The organism is Erwinia sp. 2186, assembly GCF_057812255.1.
In genome coordinates this window covers 1,183,226-1,200,139 of the sequence record NZ_CM173824.1, presented here as the reverse complement: position 1 = coordinate 1,200,139, position 16,914 = coordinate 1,183,226, and the positions used below count along the sequence as shown (strand labels likewise).

Here is a 16,914-nt window from a genome sequence, read left to right as displayed (position 1 = left end):
AACGGGCTGATTACTCAGCCAAACATGTTTACGATATAGCGTTCCAGCGCCGCGCGGGAGCTAAAACCGTGGGGGATGCCGTAGTGATCCTGATTCTCTCCAGCCAGATACATCGGAAACTGCACGTACTCTTCACAGGCTTTCATATCGGAGGCCGGATGCGCAAAGCCGTGGCTTTTTTCCTTCAACACAGGATGAATAATCAGGGCGGTACGGCCCATGCGCGCTTCACGATTAACGTAGACATAGTTATCGCCTCGACGGTAACCATAGGCTCTTGCGGTGACCGCATCCATTTCAAATCCCGCACCTTCCAGTACGCGAGCAACTTCATCAGGGCGTAAATACATACTCATTCCTCTAAAACGTGCCAACCCTGCAACCTTACAACAGCGTGAAGGTTAAGCGCTTTCGGAATAATCCATAAACGCCCTGCTTTCCGGTCCGGGTCACTAAAAATCTGCATGATGGTCTATAGTTAATAGTACGTTTCATTTCCAAGGGAGAGAAAAATGTTTAACCGAAACACTAAAAATGAAGACATTGATATCAATCAGGACGTCAATCAGCTGGCCGATACCCTTGACGATCTGCTGAAATCTTACGGAAGTAAGACTAAAGATGAAGTCGACGGTGCACGTTCCCGCGCAGAAGCGATGTTGAAAGAGACTCGCGCCAAACTCCACGGCAATAACCGTGTGACCCAGGCGGCAAAAGATGCCGGTGGGCAAGTTGACTCTTATGTGCGTGACAAACCGTGGCATGGAGTTGGGATTGGTACTGCATTAGGTATTTTTGTTGGGGCGTTGATTGCAACGACCACCTCATCGCGTAACTAGTTTCGTTTACTTTACAGACAAATCCCCGCACCTGATGGTGTGGGGATTTTTTTTTGCCGGTCTTAAAACGCTGCATCCCGCGCCTGACAAGGCCTGTCCATTTTCCTCATCAAGAAAATTCTTATACCTGGATATTGTGTGGTTGCAATATCTAAACACTATATCTAGTATTTATCCCATCAACTCAGCCACTACATGTGGTTAAACGACGGCAGCGGATTGCAGCAAAAAGCGTGCCAGACGAGACGTCAACCAGACCATAAGGTAAATACGAATCATGCGCATTATTATTTACACAAAAAACAACTGTGTCCAGTGCAATGCGACAAAAAACGCCATGGACAAGCACGGCCTCGATTACCAACTGGTTAACCTCGACCACGAGCCGGCTGCCGTTGAAACGCTGAAATCGATGGGTTATCGCCAGGTGCCCGTCGTGATGGCGGAAGAAGATCACTGGAGCGGTTTCCGCCCGGACAAAATCTCCGCGCTTCGCCCACTCACGGCGATGCAGGGTTAAGACGATGTCGACGCTGGTCTATTTTTCCAGCCAGTCTGAAAACACGCACCGTTTTGTCATCCGCACCGGCCTGCCTGCGCGCCGCATTCCACTGGATGCCGCGCAGCGTTTGCAGGTGGATGAACCCTATATATTGGTGGTGCCCAGCTACGGCGGCGGCACCAGTCAGGGCGCGGTGCCTAAGCAAGTCATCCAGTTTTTAAACGATGTCAGTAACCGCCAACTTATCCGCGGAGTGATTGCCGCCGGTAATCGCAATTTCGGCGAAGCCTATTGCCTGGCCGGCAGCATCATTGCGCAGAAATGCCAGGTGCCATGCCTGTACCGCTTCGAGCTACTGGGCACCGCCGACGACATCGCCAACGTTTATCAGGGAGTAACCGAATTTTGGCAGCGACAGAAAGTACACTCATAACCCCGAATCCGGCCGTGCTGGATTATCACTCGCTGAATGCGATGCTCAATCTGTACGATGCCGACGGCAACATTCAGTTTGAGAAAGATAAAGAAGCCACGCGTCAGTATTACCTGCAACATGTTCTGCCGAACACCGTGAAATTTGATTCCGTTGGTGAGCGCTTACAGTACCTGGTTTCAGAGGGCTACTACGAAGCCGACGTGCTGAATGCTTATCCGTTTGAATTTGTCAGTTCGCTTTTTGAGCAGGCGTATCAACGCCGTTTCCGCTTCCAGACCTTCCTTGGCGCGTGGAAGTTTTATACCAGCTACACGCTGAAGACCTTTGATGGTAAACGCTATCTGGAAGGCTTTACCGAGCGCGTCTGCATGGTGGCGTTGACGCTGGCCAAAGGCGATCGGTCGCTGGCCTTATCGCTGATGGAAGAGATGCTGTCTGGTCGTTTCCAGCCGGCCACGCCGACCTTCCTCAATTGTGGAAAACAGCAGCGAGGCGAGCTGGTTTCCTGCTTCCTGCTGCGTATTGAAGACAATATGGAGTCAATTGGCCGCTCGGTGAACTCCGCTTTACAGCTCTCCAAGCGCGGTGGCGGCGTCGCTTTTCTGCTTTCCAACCTGCGTGAATCGGGTGCGCCAATAAAGCGTATCGAAAACCAGTCATCGGGCGTGATCCCGGTGATGAAAATGCTGGAAGACGCCTTCTCTTACGCCAATCAGCTTGGCGCGCGTCAGGGTGCAGGTGCCGTCTATCTGCATGCTCATCATCCGGATATCCTGCGTTTTTTGGATACCAAGCGCGAAAACGCCGACGAAAAAATCCGTATTAAAACGCTGTCGCTGGGCGTGGTGATTCCCGATATCACTTTCCAGCTGGCCAAGACTAACCAGCAGATGGCGCTGTTTTCGCCGTATGACGTTGAGCGTATTTACGGCCTGCCGTTCGCGGATATCAGCATTAGCGAAAAATACGAAGAGATGTTGGCGGACGACCGTATCACCCGCACCTTTATCAATCCGCGTGAATTCTTCCAGACGCTGGCGGAAATCCAGTTCGAATCCGGCTATCCGTACATCATGTTTGAAGACACGGTAAACCGCGCGAACCCGATTAAAGGCCGGATTAACATGAGCAACCTCTGCTCTGAGATCCTGCAGGTGAACACGCCAACCGAATACAATGACGACCTCAGCTATCGCCGTATCGGTAAGGATATCTCCTGTAATCTTGGCTCACTGAATATTGCTCACACGATGGATTCGCCAGATTTTTCACGCACGGTGGAAATTGCGGTGCGGGGTCTGACGGCGGTGTCCGATCAAAGCCATATCCATTCGGTTCCTTCCATTGAACGTGGCAATGCCCAGTCGCATGCCATTGGTCTGGGGCAAATGAACCTGCACGGCTATCTGGCACGCGAAGGCATTCAATATGGCTCTGAGGTGGCGCTGGACTTCACCAACCTCTATTTCTATACCATCACCTATCACGCCCTGCGCACCTCTAACCTGATTGCTCAGGAGCGTGGAGAGCGCTTTGCCGGTTTCGAAGAATCGCGTTACGCCAGCGGTGAATACTTCGCTCAGTACGTTGAGCAACGCTGGCAGCCACGTACACCAGAAGTCGCCGCGCTATTTGCCCGCGCGGGAATTACGTTACCGGGCCAGAAAGAGTGGCGGGAACTGCGTGAAGCGGTGATGAAGCACGGGATCTACAACCAGAATCTTCAGGCAATCCCACCGACGGGTTCTATCTCCTATATCAATCACGCGACGTCGAGCATTCACCCGATCGTGTCGAGGATTGAAATCCGTAAAGAAGGTAAAACTGGCCGCGTGTATTACCCGGCACCGTTTATGAATAACGACAATCAGGCGTTCTACCGGGATGCCTATGATATCGGTCCCGAAGCGATTATTGACACCTATGCCGAGGCCACGCGCCATGTCGATCAGGGGCTTTCTTTGACGCTTTTCTTCCGCGATACCGCCACCACGCGCGATATCAACAAGGCGCAGATTTACGCCTGGAAGAAAGGCATTAAAACGCTGTACTACATTCGCCTGCGTCAGATGGCCCTGCTGGGCACTGAAGTAGAAGGCTGCGTTTCCTGCTCGCTGTAAGCTCACCCTAAGGGGCGGATAACGCGCCCCGGAAGAAAAAAATATGACCTTAAAACGTGTACACGCTATTAACTGGAACCATATCGAAGATGATAAAGATCTGGAAGTCTGGAACCGTCTGACCTCCAACTTCTGGCTGCCAGAAAAAGTGCCGCTCTCCAATGATATTCCCGCCTGGAACAGCCTGAATGCGGATGAACAGCAACTGACCATTCGCGTATTTACCGGGCTCACCTTGCTGGACACCATTCAGAATACCGTTGGCGCACCGGCATTGATGGCGGATGCGGTCACGCCACATGAAGAAGCGGTGATGTCTAACGTCAGCTTTATGGAAGCCGTGCATGCCCGCTCATACAGCTCGATCTTCTCAACGCTCTGTCATACCACCGATGTGGATGCCGCCTATGCCTGGAGCGAGGACAATCAACCGCTTCAGCGCAAAGCAGAAATCATTCTGGAACATTACCATCATGACGATCCGCTGAAGAAGAAGATTGCCAGCGTGTTCCTGGAGTCCTTCCTGTTCTATTCCGGTTTCTATTTACCGATGTACTGGTCAAGCCGCGGCAAGCTCACCAATACCGCCGACCTGATCCGTCTGATCATCAAAGATGAGGCGGTGCACGGTTATTACATCGGCTATAAGTACCAGAAAGCGCTGGAAAAAGAGAGCCCAGCCCGTAAGGATGAGCTGCAGCAATTTGCCGTAGAGTTACTGCTGGCGCTGTATGAAAACGAACTGGCGTATACCGAAGCCTTGTACGACGGCGTGGGCTGGAGCGAAGAGGTGAAAAAATTCCTGCATTACAACGCCAACAAGGCGCTGATGAACCTCGGTTATGAAGCCCTTTTCCCGGCAGAAATGACCGACGTGAACCCGGCCATCCTCTCCGCGCTATCGCCTAACGCCGATGAGAATCACGATTTCTTCTCCGGATCGGGGTCATCCTATGTGATGGGCAAAGCGGTCGATACGGAAGACGAAGACTGGAATTTTTAACTGCCTGCCAGATGGCTGCGCCCGGCAGCCATCTTTCCTCTCATCACCCGTCATTTATTTTTTATTAATCAGTCGTTCAACAAAAATTGAATGACAGATTAATGGCAGTTTTGTGTGGCATATTTGACAACAAATCACTGTTGCTGAGGCAATAATTCGGCGCTTTGCCGGATGATCCTGATCGAAATATTCATTTATTTTCCCGCACCTCAATTCGCCGCAATCCCTTACCCCTACTGAATTTTTCGGAGATCGCTGTCTCAGTGATAATTTTCGCACTGCGCCTGAAGGGTTGTCTCAGAATCTCAGTGTGCTACGGTATAGCCCGCTAATATTCAACCAGGTAAAAGAAGAAATATAAGAAATTAACCGCTAACAAGGAATTTAAATATTGCATGGCAATTAAACTAGAAGTTAAGAATTTATATAAGGTATTTGGGGAAAATCCCGATCGTGCGTTTAAGCACATCGAGAAGGGGATCAGCAAAGAAGCACTGCTCGAGAAAACAGGACTCTCTCTCGGGGTGAAAGATGCCAGTCTGGCCATTGAAGAAGGCGAGATATTCGTGATCATGGGGTTGTCCGGTTCAGGAAAATCCACCATGGTTCGCCTTCTCAATCGTCTGATAGAACCCACCAGGGGTCAGGTCATCATTGATGGCGTCGATATTGCCAAAATATCCGACAGCGCGCTGCGTGAAGTTCGCAGAAATAAAATCAGCATGGTATTCCAGTCATTCGCATTAATGCCGCATATGTCAGTTCTGAATAATGCCGCATTTGGCATGGAATTAGCTGGCGTTCCGCTGCAGGAGCGTCAGGAAAAAGCGCTTGATGCACTGCGTCAGGTGGGCCTGGATAATTATGCTCATGCTTACCCGGACGAATTATCTGGCGGTATGCGCCAGCGTGTTGGATTAGCCCGCGCTCTGGCAATTAATCCGGATATTTTATTGATGGATGAAGCCTTCTCAGCACTTGATCCGTTAATCCGTACCGAAATGCAGGATGAGCTGGTGAAACTGCAGTCGCGCCACCAGCGCACCATCGTCTTTATTTCCCATGACCTTGATGAAGCTATGCGCATTGGCGACCGAATTGCCATTATGCAGGGCGGTGAAGTCATCCAGGTGGGAACCCCGGATGAGATCCTGAATAATCCGGCGAATGACTATGTCCGCACCTTCTTCCGCGGCGTGGATATCAGCCACGTGTACAGCGCGAAAGATATTGCCCGTCGCAGCGCGGGCGCATTGATGCGTAAAGCTCCCGGCTTTGGCCCTCGCTCTGCGCTTAAGCTGTTGCAGGATGCTGACCGTGAATACGGCTACATTCTTGAAAAACAACGCTTCGTTGGTGTGGTTTCCACCGACTCCCTGAAAGCCGCGCTGGCTTCCGGTGAGGGTCTGGATGGCGCCATCCTGGCAACTCCTGCCGCCGTTCCTGGCGATACCTCGCTGAGCGACTTGCTGACTCACGTGGCTCAGGCACCGTGTGCCGTGCCGATTGTCGGTGAAGACCATCAGTACATCGGGATTATCTCCAAAGGCACGTTACTACAGGCATTAGACCGCGAAGGAGCCAGCAATGAGTGAACAAACAACCGCAACCGATCCATGGGCGGCCTCGAGCACGCCTGCGACGAACGCCCCTGCAGCCACCAGCGCACCGGCGACTGACAGTACCCAGTCTGCCGCCAGCAGCAGCGATCCCTGGTCTACCGCCGCGCCTTCTGATGGTGGCACCACGTCTTCAGCCCCTGCTGACGGCGGTTCCGCAACCTCCGCCCCAACAAACGCAGCACCCACTGGCGGCGGCGATGCATGGGGAACGCCATCAGGGGGTCATGATGCTGCGGCGGCCAGCGGCAGCGACTGGTTAAACAGCACGCCGGCGCCACAAGCCGAGCACTTCAATATTCTCGACCCGTTCCACAAAACGCTGATCCCGCTGGACAGCTGGGTGACCACCGGTATCGACTGGATCGTTTCCCACTTCCGTCCGGTGTTCCAGGGCATTCGTGTGCCGGTGGATTACATCCTCAGCGCTTTCCAGCAGCTGCTGCTGGGTATGCCGGCGCCGGTCGCCATTGTGATTTTTGCCCTGATTGCCTGGCAGATGTCCAGCCTCGGAATGGGTATCGCCACCCTGGTCTCACTGATTGCGATTGGGGCGATTGGTGCCTGGTCACAGGCGATGGTCACGCTGGCGTTGGTTCTCACCGCCCTGCTGTTCTGTATTCTGATCGGTTTGCCGTTAGGCATTTGGCTGGCGAGATCTGACCGCGCGGCGAAAATTATCCGGCCACTGTTGGATGCGATGCAAACCACCCCGGCCTTCGTGTATCTGGTGCCGATTGTCATGCTGTTCGGTATCGGCAACGTGCCGGGCGTGGTGGTCACCATTATCTTTGCACTGCCGCCGATTGTTCGTCTGACCATCCTGGGGATTAAGCAGGTGCCCGCCGATCTGATTGAAGCCGGTGAATCCTTTGGTGCCAGCCCACGTCAGATGCTGTTTAAAGTGCAGCTGCCGCTGGCGATGCCCACCATTATGGCTGGCGTAAACCAGACGCTGATGCTGGCACTGTCGATGGTGGTAATCGCCTCGATGATCGCAGTCGGCGGCCTGGGCCAGATGGTTCTGCGCGGAATTGGTCGTCTGGATATGGGTCTGGCTACCGTCGGTGGCGTGGGCATCGTTATCCTCGCCATTATCCTTGACCGTCTGACGCAGTCCGTTGGCCGCGACAGCCGCAGCCGGGGCGCTCGCCGCTGGTACAACACCGGACCACTGGGCCTGTTTACCCGTCCGTTTATCAAGTAACACCTTCTGCTGCTGGTGGCGTGCCCGCCGCGCCACCGGCAAGCTACGATAACTCAAAAAAGGATATCCCATGCGTAAGACAGCATTGTTAGCCGCCGCATTGACTACCCTGGTCGCCACTCAGGTTTCCGCCGCCGATCTGCCAGGCAAAGGCATTACCGTTAAGCCGGTTCAAAGCACCATTTCAGAAGAAACCTTCCAGACCCTGCTGGTCAGCCGTGCGCTGGAAAAACTGGGTTACACCGTTGATCAGCCAAGTGAAGTGGATTACAACGTCGCCTATACCACTATCGCTGCGGGTGACGGCACCTTTATCGCCACTAACTGGAAGCCGTTGCATGATGATATGTACAACGCAGCCGGCGGCGATAAGAAGTTCTTCCGCGAAGGCACCTATGTTCAGGGTGCCGCACAGGGTTACCTGATCGACAAGAAAACCGCCGAGAAATACCACATTACCCGTATCGACCAGTTGAAAGATCCTAAGCTGGCGAAGCTGTTCGACAGCAACGGCGATGGCAAGGCTGACCTGACGGGTTGTACGCCAGGCTGGGGCTGTGAAGCGGTGATTAACCACCAGATCAAAGCCTATGACCTGAGCAATACCGTGGTGCATAACCAGGGTAACTATTCGGCGATGATTGCCGATACCATCACCCGCTTCAAAGAAGGTAAACCGATCCTGTATTACACCTGGACGCCTTATTGGGTGAGCGATGTGCTGGTTCCGGGCCGCGATACCGTCTGGCTGCAGGTACCCTTCTCTTCTATGCCTGGCGCACAGAAAGATGTGGATACCAAGCTGCCGAACGGCGCGAACTACGGTTTCCCGGTCAACACCATGCATATCGTCGCCAACAAAGCCTGGGCTGAGAAAAACCCGGCAGCGGCGAAATTGTTCTCAGAGATGAAGCTGCCTATTGCGGATATCAATGCACAGAACTCCCGTATGCATCAGGGCCAGTCTTCTGAAGCCGACATTAACGCGCACGTTGATGGCTGGATCAAAGGTCACCAGGCACAGTTTGATGGTTGGGTGAAAGACGCGATGTCTGCAGCGAAATAAACTGCATTCTTCGCGGTAGAAAGGGGTGGCGCTGGCGTCGCCCCTTTTTCGTACTGGTTTGTCCTGTTAATTAACCTGTGAGTGAAATAGTAATTTGAGTTACCATTGCCCCTCAGATTTTTACTACCATACTGAGCGCGATGAAATCCCCGCAAGCTGGTCTTACTCCCTCTCTGGTTGCCCTGATGTCCGTGGCAACAGGTCTGTCGGTTGCCTGTAACTATTATGTACAGCCCTTGCTGGAGACCGTCGCCCGCACGTTTCATCTTTCCGTTAATCAAGCCGGCTTTATCGTTACCACCGCCCAACTTGGCTATGCCGCCGGACTCCTGCTGTTGGTGCCGCTGGGAGATATGCTGGAACGCCGTGGCCTGATTGTCATCATGAGCCTGCTGGCGGCGGGAGGAATGGTGATCACCGCCCTTTCTCCAACACTTCCCTTAATGTTACTGGGCACCGTGCTCACCGGACTCTTCTCGGTGGTGGCGCAGATTCTGGTGCCCTTAGCCGCCACGCTGGCCGCGCCGGAAAAACGCGGCAAGGTGGTTGGCACGGTGATGAGCGGATTGCTGCTGGGGATCCTGTTAGCCAGAACCGTCGCCGGTGGGCTTGCCCAACTCGGAGGATGGCGCACGGTGTATTGGGTCGCCAGCGTCCTTATGGTGCTGATGGCCCTGGCCTTATGGCGCTTTTTACCGCGCTACAAGCAATCGGTTCCGTTGAACTACGGACAGTTGCTCAACTCTATTTTCAGCCTGTACGCGCATTCCCCTCTGTTAAGAACCCGGGCCATAACCGGCTGCCTCGCCTTCGCCAACTTCAGCGTGCTGTGGACATCGATGGCCTTCCTGCTGGCTTCCCCGCCTTATGGTTATTCTGAAGGGACCATCGGGTTACTGGGTTTGGTGGGTGCAGCGGGCGCACTGGCGGCAAGACAAGCCGGTACGCTGGCCGACAAAGGCAAAGCCCGCTTAACCACCACCGTCGGGCTGGCGATTATGCTGTGTTCCTGGGGGATCACCGCGCTGGGAAGTCACTCATTGATTGCATTAATCATTGGTATCATCCTGCTGGATTTAGCGGTGCAGGCCGTTCACATTACAAATCAGAGTGTTATCTACCGGCAGATGCCCGAGGCACGCAACCGCTTAACCGCCGGATATATGACCAGTTACTTTATCGGCGGTGCCGTGGGCTCGCTGGTTTCCGCGACCGCGTTTCAACATGCTGGCTGGTATGGCGTTTGTAGTGCCGGTGCTTTGTTAACTTTGCTTAATATTTTAAGCTGGTGGCGCGGGGCACATAATGAGCAGGCTACTTCTTAGCCTGCAAATAGTAAATTGCGTAAATTTCAGGGTGACTGCCCTGTTATGCGTTTACACACTCTGGTATGGTTAGTCTGCACTTATACAGGTTAGTTATTTTTTCGTATGAAACTATTAAGTCACAGGCAGGAAGACGTTCAGAATGTCCCGACAATTTGCCCCGCTCGCTGCACGTGATCTTCTTCTATTGTGTGTTGCTCGCAGCAACCAGCCTGTTTGTTTTAACCACATTATTGCGTCCCGGTGCTTTGCGTTGAGCGGTGGTGTCGATCCCCACAGCAGAGTAAAGGACCCGGCAAGAATACGACCATCTTGTTACTGAGTGTGCGGGTTGGAGCGTCGCTGTTTGATTCGCTCTTTGCGGTATTACCGCACGCCAATAAATCAACTCCGCCGTGATGGTGGGGGATTACCGGTCTGTAACTGAGCAGAGCCCGCATCGCGTCAATCAGCAGAGTGCTGTTAAATGGCGTTTTCGGGCTTCTTCAGATTGATGACCGTTTTAAGCTTACCCTCAGGGGCTTAGGCTTATCAGGTATTACCTTTTATAACACCAGCAGTATCGCCCTTTTTGATGCTGCTGAGCGCCCTGGGTTATGGAGTGACCTGGAAATTACTGATGGTGTCCACCGGCATGTGAACAACCCCTGCCGACAGGATTGATGTTTTGACTTATCACCATCGATACGATACCAGTTGCAACTTATGAGGTCCCAGATGGAAAGTTCGTTTTCTCCCATTGAACAGATGCTAAATTTCCGCGCTAACCGCCAGAAAGATTTCCCTTTGCAGGAAATCATGTTGACGCGTCTGTGCATGCACATGCAGAGCAAACTGCTGGAAAACCGCAACAAAATGCTCAAGGCTCAGGGAATTAACGAGACGTTGTTTATGGCATTGATTACCCTTGATGCGCAGGAAAATCACAGCATTCAGCCTTCAGAACTTAGCGCTGCGCTGGGATCATCCCGCACCAACGCGACTCGCATTGCCGATGAACTGGAAAAACGCGGCTGGATTGAACGCCGTGAAAGCGACAGCGATCGCCGTTGCCTGCACCTGCACCTGACCGATAAAGGGAATGAGTTCCTGCGTCAGTTGCTGCCACCTCAGCATAAATGTCTGCAGCTGTTGTGGTCTTCACTGAATCCTTCAGAAAAATCTCAGCTCGAAGGGATCACCCGTAAGCTATTGACCCGACTGGATCAAATGGACGAAGAGGAAGTGGTCACCGCCCTTTCCAGATAACCTTTCCTTCAATAGCATATTGTGCGACAACCTGCCTGCCAGTAACCGCTATTTTAGACCGCAAATTTTTGATTTATGCCAGCGCTAACCCGCTGGCATTTTAGAATCCGGGCATGACTCATTTGAGCCATGCCCGGTTGGCATGGATAAGTGGAGAAGACCATGAGTGCAAATGCGGAGATCCAAAACCCGCAACCGCCGGCTAAAAAGAAGAAAACACGTAAAATAGCGTTACTTTTTCTCGCTGTGCTGTTCATTGTTATCGGGGTGGCTTACCTGGTGTACTGGTTTATGGTGTTGCGCCATTATCAGGATACCGATGATGCGTATGTTGCAGGCAACCAGGCGCAGGTGATGGCGCAGGTTTCAGGTAGCGTCAATAAGGTGTGGTTCGACAATACCGACTATGTCAAAAAAGGCGATGTGCTGGTCACGCTGGATAAAACCGATGCTCAACAGGCATTTGAAAAAGCGCAGACCGCTCTGGCGACAACGGTTCGTCAGACTCACCAGCTAATCATTAATGGTAAGCAGTATCAGGCCACCATCGATCTGCAAAAGACCGCGCTGGAACAGGCTCAGTCAGATTTAAAACGTCGCGAGCCTTTAGGGGCTGCGAACCTGATTGGCCGTGAGGACCTGCAACATGCGCGTGATGCCGTCGCCACCGCGAAAGCTCAGCTGGATGTTGCCACGCAGCAATACAATGCAAATCAGGCAATGATCCTCAACACGTCGCTGGAAAATCAGCCGGCGGTGAAACAGAGCGCGGCTGAACTGCGTGATGCCTGGCTGGCATTAGCACGTACCGAAGTGGTTAGTCCGGTTGATGGCTATGTTTCCCGCCGTAGCGTGCAGGTTGGTTCGCAAATCTCCTCCACCACGCCGCTGTTAGCCATCGTTCCGGCCAACAATTTGTGGGTCGATGCCAACTTCAAAGAGACTCAGTTAGCCGGCGTTCGCATCGGTCAGTCTGCCACCGTTGTCAGCGACATTTATGGTGACGACGTGGTTTATCACGGCAAAGTGGTCGGTCTGGACATGGGTACCGGTAGCGCCTTCTCGCTGCTGCCAGCACAGAACGCCACCGGCAACTGGATCAAAGTGGTTCAGCGTCTGCCGGTGCGTATTGAACTGGATCCGAAGGAAGTCGCCCAGCATCCACTGCGTATAGGTCTGTCTACGCTGGTGACGGTGGATACCACCAATACCGATGGCGGCGTGCTGGCCACCAGCGTGCGCTCTGCGCCAGCTTATGAAACCAATGCGCTGGCTCTGGATCTGGCACCTGCGGACAAGATGATTGCTGAAATCATCCGCGCCAATGCAGGTTAAGCAAGCGGGAGGCTGTTATGGCACAAAAACCGCTTGAGGGTACTCAGCTTGTTCTGATGACCATCGCGCTGTCGCTGGCCACGTTTATGCAGGTGTTGGACTCCACCATCGCCAACGTGGCTATCCCGACCATCGCCGGTAACCTGGGCGCCTCAAACTCTCAGGGCACCTGGGTTATCACGTCGTTTGGGGTGGCTAACGCCATCTCCATCCCGATTACCGGCTGGCTGGCCAAGCGCGTAGGCGAGGTGAAGCTGTTCCTGTGGTCCACGGCGGCGTTTGCCGTGGCTTCCTGGCTGTGCGGCATGTCCGACAGCCTGACCATGCTGATCTTCTTCCGCGTGGTTCAGGGTGTGGTCGCAGGCCCGCTGATCCCGCTTTCACAGAGTTTGCTGCTCAACAACTATCCGCCAGCGAAGCGAAGCGTGGCCCTGTCGTTATGGGCGATGACGGTAATTGTGGCACCCATTTGCGGGCCGATCCTCGGTGGCTGGATCAGTGATAACTATCACTGGGGTTGGATCTTCTTTATCAACGTGCCGATTGGCGTGGTGGTAGTGATGCTGACGCTGCAAACCTTGCGAAACCGGGAAACGGAGACCGTCATCAGGCCGATAGATACCGTCGGATTGGTGTTGCTGGTCGTTGGCATAGGCTGCCTGCAGGTGATGTTGGACCGGGGTAAAGAGCTGGACTGGTTCAGCTCACCAGAAATAGTTGTGTTGACGGTGGTGGCGGTCATCGCTTTGCTTGTCCTGTTGGTGTGGGAGCTGACGGACGACCATCCGATTGTGGATTTATCGCTGTTCAAATCGCGAAACTTCACCATTGGCTGCCTGTCGATCAGTCTGGCCTATATGCTCTATTTCGGCTCGATTGTCCTGTTGCCGCAGTTGCTACAGGAAGTCTATGGCTACACGGCAACCTGGGCGGGGCTGGCTTCGGCACCGGTGGGGATATTGCCGGTGATCCTGTCGCCGATTATCGGCCGGTTCGCGCATAAGCTGGATATGCGAAAACTGGTGACCTTCAGCTTCATCATGTATGCCGTCTGCTTCTACTGGCGAGCGTATACGTTTGAACCGGGAATGGATTTTGGCGCCTCGGCGTGGCCGCAATTTATTCAGGGCTTTGCGGTGGCCTGCTTCTTTATGCCACTGACCACCATCACCCTTTCCGGGCTTCCTCCCGATCGGATGGCGGCGGCCTCAAGCCTGTCGAACTTTACGCGAACCCTGGCGGGCTCCATCGGCACCTCGATCACCACAACCATGTGGACCGATCGGGAATCGATGCACCACAGCTACCTTAGCGAGTCAGTGAACGCTTACAACGTTAACTCGCAGGAGATGTATACCAAGCTGGAGCAACTGGGAATGACCCACGATCAGGCCTCGGCCTGGATTGCCCAACAGATCACCAATCAGGGGCTGATTATCTCCGCCAATGAGATCTTCTGGGCGTCGGCGGCGGTGTTCCTGTTCCTGCTGGTATTGATCTGGTTCGCCCGTCCGCCATTTGGTGCTGGCGGTGGCGGCAGTGGCGCACACTGACGATTGCTGAGTTTCAGCCAAAAAAAACGGGCCCTTGCGGGGCCCGTTTTTCTTTAGAGCAACAGCTTAAGCGTTCTGACGCCACCATTCTGCCAGCAGAATGCCGGTCGCTACCGAAACGTTAAGACTCTCAACGTTGCCGGTGCCGCCGATAGAGACGCTCAGATCGCCCTGTTGCCAGGTGCTGTCTGACAGACCATCACGTTCCTGTCCCAGAACCAGTACCGTTTTCGCTGGCAGTTCAGCCTGCGCTAACGGGGTTCCTTTATGACTTGACGTGGTGACGATGGTATAGCCCGCTTTACGGAATGCATTCAACCCTTCAGCAAAGCTTTCGCCGCTGATGGCCTGAACATGCTCTGCTCCACCTTCTGCCGTGCGCACTGCGGCACCGGACTCCAGTAAAGAAGCATCATCCACCAGCAACCCTTTCGCACCAAAGTGCGCACAGCTGCGCATCATGCCGCCCAGGTTGTGTGGATTACCAATCTGCTCTAAAGCAACAACACAATCTTTCTCGCCCGCGTTGGAAAGCCATTCGCTGACTGGCATTCCGACACGTTTTTTGATCAAGAAGCAGACGCCACCGTGGTGCTCTGTGCCGGACGCTTTGACCAGTTCGGCCTCGTCCACCACATGATAAGCCTTACGGTTAGCCGCCATCCATTTCAGCGCCTCGCGGAAACGCGGGGTCACTTCCTGGACAAACCAGGCACGCACGATGCAGTCAGGGCGGCTCTGGAACAGGGCCTGGCAGGCGTTTTCGCCATACACACGCGTCTCTTCCAAACGTTGACGGCGGATCTGCTCCGGGTCGATATAGCTTTTTCCGCTGATGCCACCGTGATCCGGTTTGCTGTCATCAATTGCAGACGGAGCGCGTGAAACCGTACGCCATGGTGAATCACCCGGTGCTACGTCGCGATCGCGCCCGCCACGCGGTTTGCTGTCTGTGTTACTACGTGAAGAAGGACGACGACTGCCATCCTGACGAGGTCCACCTTTACCCGTGCGGGGATTTTGCCCGCCCTTGCTACTCTCGTCATCACCGCGGACATACATCACTTTGACTTTGCCGCTTTTACCTTTAAATTCGTCGTTCATTTTCCCTCCACCTGGCTGAGCGCGAAGCGCGCAGAGTACCTGATGTGGCGGCGCTTAGCTATCAACTTCCACTAAAACCGCGTTGCACGCGTTATCCGGGCAGAGAGCGCGCTTCTCCCGGGTTGAAGATGCTGAAAATTCTGTCAGCCACAGCCTATTATACCCATTGAACAAACCACTTTGTTGGCTGAGACTCTCTCAACCATAATTATCGTCACTTTTACTCAGGAATGCGGTAAGTGAATGCTTACCCCCTACTCATCACCGAGGTGAATCAATGAATACGGTTTGTGCTTCATGCCAGGCGACGAATCGCGTTCCGCCAGAGCGTATCACTGATGGCGCGAAATGCGGCCGCTGCGGCAGCGAATTATTTACCGGTAAAGTGGTTAACGCCACTGCCGCCACGCTGGATAAATATCTGCAGGATGAACTGCCTGTGGTGATCGACTTCTGGGCGCCGTGGTGTGGCCCTTGCGTCAACTTCGCCCCGGTTTATGAAAACGTCGCTGACGAACGTAACGGTAAAGTGCGCTTTATTAAGGTGAACACCGAAGCGGAGCCTGAGCTTAGCGCCCGTTTCCGTATCCGCAGTATTCCTACCATTATGGTGTATAAGCAGGGCAAGATGGTCGATATGCTCAATGGCGCAATGCCGAAGACGCAATTCGATGAATGGCTGAACGAAAACATCTGATCTTCCCTTCGTGGTCAGGCTTGCCTGGCCACTACTGCTTAACCGCCAATTCCGTTAGAATGACGTTTTCCTCAGATTAACGCTCATGACTGAAAACGCTGTCCTGCGCCTGCGCGCCGAACGCCTTGCTCGCGCCACTCGCCCCTTCCTGGCACGCGGAAACCGTACCATTCGTTGCCAACGCTGCCTGCTGCCGAGGAAAAACTGCCTGTGCGCAACGATGGCGCCGCAGCAAGCCCGCAGCCGTTTCTGTCTGGTGATGTTTGATACAGAACCAATGAAGCCAAGCAATACCGGTCGCTTAATTGCTGATATACTGCCGGACACGCAAGCCTTTGGTTGGTCACGCATCGATCCCGATCCGGCACTGCTGGCGGCGGTGCAAAATCCCGATGTTCAGCCGGTAGTCGTTTTCCCCGAGTCCTATGCCGATGCCGGGCGTCCGGTGATGAACATCCCGCCGATGACAGGCAAACCGCCCCTCTTTATCATGCTCGATGGCACCTGGACTGAAGCCCGTAAGATGTTCCGTAAAAGCCCCTGGCTGGATACCTTCCCGGTGATGTCGTTGACGCTGACCAGACCGTCGAACTATCAGTTGCGTGAAGTGCATGGCGAAGGTCAGCACTGTACCGCGGAAGTGGCGGCTGAGCTGCTGCTTCAGGCAGGTGATACTGCGGCCGGTGAAGCGCTGTTCCGCCATTTCGACCTGTTCCGCCATCGCTATTTAGCCGGCAAACCGCATCACCCACTTCATCAAAATGCGGCTTCGCACGAGGAAGTTATTCCCTGATCGCTTTATCCTTAACGCTGTTTTCCGGCTGAGTGCGGCAGACTGGCCAGAAAGCGTTAGAATCAGG

16 protein-coding genes are annotated in these 16,914 nt (G+C 53.8%); 14 read left to right on the top strand and 2 right to left on the bottom strand.

The annotated features are described in order from the left end of the window. Window positions 1–14 precede the first annotated feature (14 nt). Complete coding sequence (locus ACXKZG_RS05520; protein WP_013203454.1) at window positions 15–350, bottom strand: DUF2002 family protein; 336 nt, start codon at window positions 348–350, stop codon at window positions 15–17. Between the two features lie 162 nt (window positions 351–512). On the opposite strand from ACXKZG_RS05520, the gene ACXKZG_RS05515 reads away from it, so the two are divergent. The 12 genes from ACXKZG_RS05515 to emrB all read left to right on the top strand — a co-directional run bounded on the left by ACXKZG_RS05515 (window position 513) and on the right by emrB (window position 14,253). After that, a complete protein-coding gene (locus ACXKZG_RS05515; protein ID WP_053144600.1) occupies window positions 513–839 on the top strand; it encodes a DUF883 family protein in 327 nt (108 codons plus the stop codon). Window positions 840–1,116: 277 nt separating this feature from the next. After that, window positions 1,117–1,359, top strand: a complete 243-nt coding sequence (gene nrdH, locus ACXKZG_RS05510; RefSeq protein ID WP_013203456.1) for a glutaredoxin-like protein NrdH — start codon at window positions 1,117–1,119, stop codon at window positions 1,357–1,359. Between the two features lie 4 nt (window positions 1,360–1,363). Next, on the top strand, window positions 1,364–1,774 hold the full coding sequence (nrdI, locus tag ACXKZG_RS05505; protein WP_013203457.1) for a class Ib ribonucleoside-diphosphate reductase assembly flavoprotein NrdI: 411 nt from the start codon (window positions 1,364–1,366) through the stop codon (window positions 1,772–1,774). Between the two features lie 17 nt (window positions 1,775–1,791). After that, window positions 1,792–3,897 carry a class 1b ribonucleoside-diphosphate reductase subunit alpha gene (gene nrdE, locus ACXKZG_RS05500; RefSeq protein ID WP_488876229.1) on the top strand — a complete coding sequence of 702 codons (2,106 nt, stop codon included), beginning with the start codon at window positions 1,792–1,794 and terminating at the stop codon, window positions 3,895–3,897. A gap of 43 nt (window positions 3,898–3,940) precedes the next feature. Beyond that, window positions 3,941–4,900 (top strand): class 1b ribonucleoside-diphosphate reductase subunit beta, encoded by a 960-nt coding sequence (nrdF, locus tag ACXKZG_RS05495; protein ID WP_488875824.1) that lies wholly within the window; start codon window positions 3,941–3,943, stop codon window positions 4,898–4,900. Between the two features lie 395 nt (window positions 4,901–5,295). Continuing rightward, window positions 5,296–6,495 carry a glycine betaine/L-proline ABC transporter ATP-binding protein ProV gene (gene proV / locus ACXKZG_RS05490; protein ID WP_013203460.1) on the top strand — a complete coding sequence of 400 codons (1,200 nt, stop codon included), beginning with the start codon at window positions 5,296–5,298 and terminating at the stop codon, window positions 6,493–6,495. Further along, window positions 6,488–7,726 carry a glycine betaine/L-proline ABC transporter permease ProW gene (proW, locus tag ACXKZG_RS05485; RefSeq protein ID WP_488875823.1) on the top strand — a complete coding sequence of 413 codons (1,239 nt, stop codon included), beginning with the start codon at window positions 6,488–6,490 and terminating at the stop codon, window positions 7,724–7,726. Before proV ends, proW begins: the two co-directional genes overlap by 8 nt. Window positions 7,727–7,796: 70 nt before the next feature. Then, the gene (gene proX, locus ACXKZG_RS05480) at window positions 7,797–8,792 is read left to right on the top strand and encodes a glycine betaine/L-proline ABC transporter substrate-binding protein ProX (RefSeq protein ID WP_013203462.1); all 996 of its coding nucleotides are present in this window, start codon (window positions 7,797–7,799) and stop codon (window positions 8,790–8,792) included. A 140-nt stretch (window positions 8,793–8,932) separates the two neighbouring features. Continuing rightward, the gene (locus ACXKZG_RS05475) at window positions 8,933–10,117 is read left to right on the top strand and encodes an MFS transporter (protein ID WP_134822590.1); all 1,185 of its coding nucleotides are present in this window, start codon (window positions 8,933–8,935) and stop codon (window positions 10,115–10,117) included. A gap of 717 nt (window positions 10,118–10,834) precedes the next feature. After that, a complete protein-coding gene (gene mprA, locus ACXKZG_RS05470; RefSeq protein WP_013203464.1) occupies window positions 10,835–11,365 on the top strand; it encodes a transcriptional repressor MprA in 531 nt (176 codons plus the stop codon). A 162-nt stretch (window positions 11,366–11,527) separates the two neighbouring features. Beyond that, the gene (gene emrA, locus ACXKZG_RS05465; protein ID WP_013203465.1) at window positions 11,528–12,700 is read left to right on the top strand and encodes a multidrug efflux MFS transporter periplasmic adaptor subunit EmrA; all 1,173 of its coding nucleotides are present in this window, start codon (window positions 11,528–11,530) and stop codon (window positions 12,698–12,700) included. 17 nt (window positions 12,701–12,717) lie between these two features. After that, the gene (gene emrB / locus ACXKZG_RS05460) at window positions 12,718–14,253 is read left to right on the top strand and encodes a multidrug efflux MFS transporter permease subunit EmrB (protein ID WP_013203466.1); all 1,536 of its coding nucleotides are present in this window, start codon (window positions 12,718–12,720) and stop codon (window positions 14,251–14,253) included. 66 nt (window positions 14,254–14,319) lie between these two features. Here emrB and ACXKZG_RS05455 read toward each other — a convergent pair whose 3' ends face one another. Further along, window positions 14,320–15,357: a tRNA/rRNA methyltransferase gene (locus ACXKZG_RS05455; RefSeq protein ID WP_013203467.1), complete on the bottom strand. Its 1,038-nt coding sequence runs from the start codon at window positions 15,355–15,357 to the stop codon at window positions 14,320–14,322. Window positions 15,358–15,634: 277 nt separating this feature from the next. Between ACXKZG_RS05455 and trxC the strand changes: the two genes are divergently transcribed. Continuing rightward, window positions 15,635–16,054 carry a thioredoxin TrxC gene (gene trxC / locus ACXKZG_RS05450; RefSeq protein WP_488875822.1) on the top strand — a complete coding sequence of 140 codons (420 nt, stop codon included), beginning with the start codon at window positions 15,635–15,637 and terminating at the stop codon, window positions 16,052–16,054. A gap of 85 nt (window positions 16,055–16,139) precedes the next feature. Continuing rightward, a complete protein-coding gene (locus ACXKZG_RS05445; RefSeq protein ID WP_013203469.1) occupies window positions 16,140–16,847 on the top strand; it encodes a tRNA-uridine aminocarboxypropyltransferase in 708 nt (235 codons plus the stop codon). The last annotated feature ends 67 nt before the right edge of the window (window positions 16,848–16,914 follow it).

What these genes read in the sequence shown, in the direction of transcription:
- ACXKZG_RS05520 (WP_013203454.1), bottom strand. Translation starts at nt 350, where the DNA reads ATGTATTTACGCCCTGATGAAGTTGCTCGCGTACTGGAAGGTGCGGGA.
- ACXKZG_RS05515 (WP_053144600.1), top strand. Translation starts at nt 513, where the DNA reads ATGTTTAACCGAAACACTAAAAATGAAGACATTGATATCAATCAGGAC.
- nrdH (WP_013203456.1), top strand. Translation starts at nt 1,117, where the DNA reads ATGCGCATTATTATTTACACAAAAAACAACTGTGTCCAGTGCAATGCG.
- nrdI (WP_013203457.1), top strand. Translation starts at nt 1,364, where the DNA reads ATGTCGACGCTGGTCTATTTTTCCAGCCAGTCTGAAAACACGCACCGT.
- nrdF (WP_488875824.1), top strand. Translation starts at nt 3,941, where the DNA reads ATGACCTTAAAACGTGTACACGCTATTAACTGGAACCATATCGAAGAT.
- proV (WP_013203460.1), top strand. Translation starts at nt 5,296, where the DNA reads ATGGCAATTAAACTAGAAGTTAAGAATTTATATAAGGTATTTGGGGAA.
- proW (WP_488875823.1), top strand. Translation starts at nt 6,488, where the DNA reads ATGAGTGAACAAACAACCGCAACCGATCCATGGGCGGCCTCGAGCACG.
- proX (WP_013203462.1), top strand. Translation starts at nt 7,797, where the DNA reads ATGCGTAAGACAGCATTGTTAGCCGCCGCATTGACTACCCTGGTCGCC.
- ACXKZG_RS05475 (WP_134822590.1), top strand. Translation starts at nt 8,933, where the DNA reads ATGAAATCCCCGCAAGCTGGTCTTACTCCCTCTCTGGTTGCCCTGATG.
- mprA (WP_013203464.1), top strand. Translation starts at nt 10,835, where the DNA reads ATGGAAAGTTCGTTTTCTCCCATTGAACAGATGCTAAATTTCCGCGCT.
- emrA (WP_013203465.1), top strand. Translation starts at nt 11,528, where the DNA reads ATGAGTGCAAATGCGGAGATCCAAAACCCGCAACCGCCGGCTAAAAAG.
- emrB (WP_013203466.1), top strand. Translation starts at nt 12,718, where the DNA reads ATGGCACAAAAACCGCTTGAGGGTACTCAGCTTGTTCTGATGACCATC.
- ACXKZG_RS05455 (WP_013203467.1), bottom strand. Translation starts at nt 15,357, where the DNA reads ATGAACGACGAATTTAAAGGTAAAAGCGGCAAAGTCAAAGTGATGTAT.
- trxC (WP_488875822.1), top strand. Translation starts at nt 15,635, where the DNA reads ATGAATACGGTTTGTGCTTCATGCCAGGCGACGAATCGCGTTCCGCCA.
- ACXKZG_RS05445 (WP_013203469.1), top strand. Translation starts at nt 16,140, where the DNA reads ATGACTGAAAACGCTGTCCTGCGCCTGCGCGCCGAACGCCTTGCTCGC.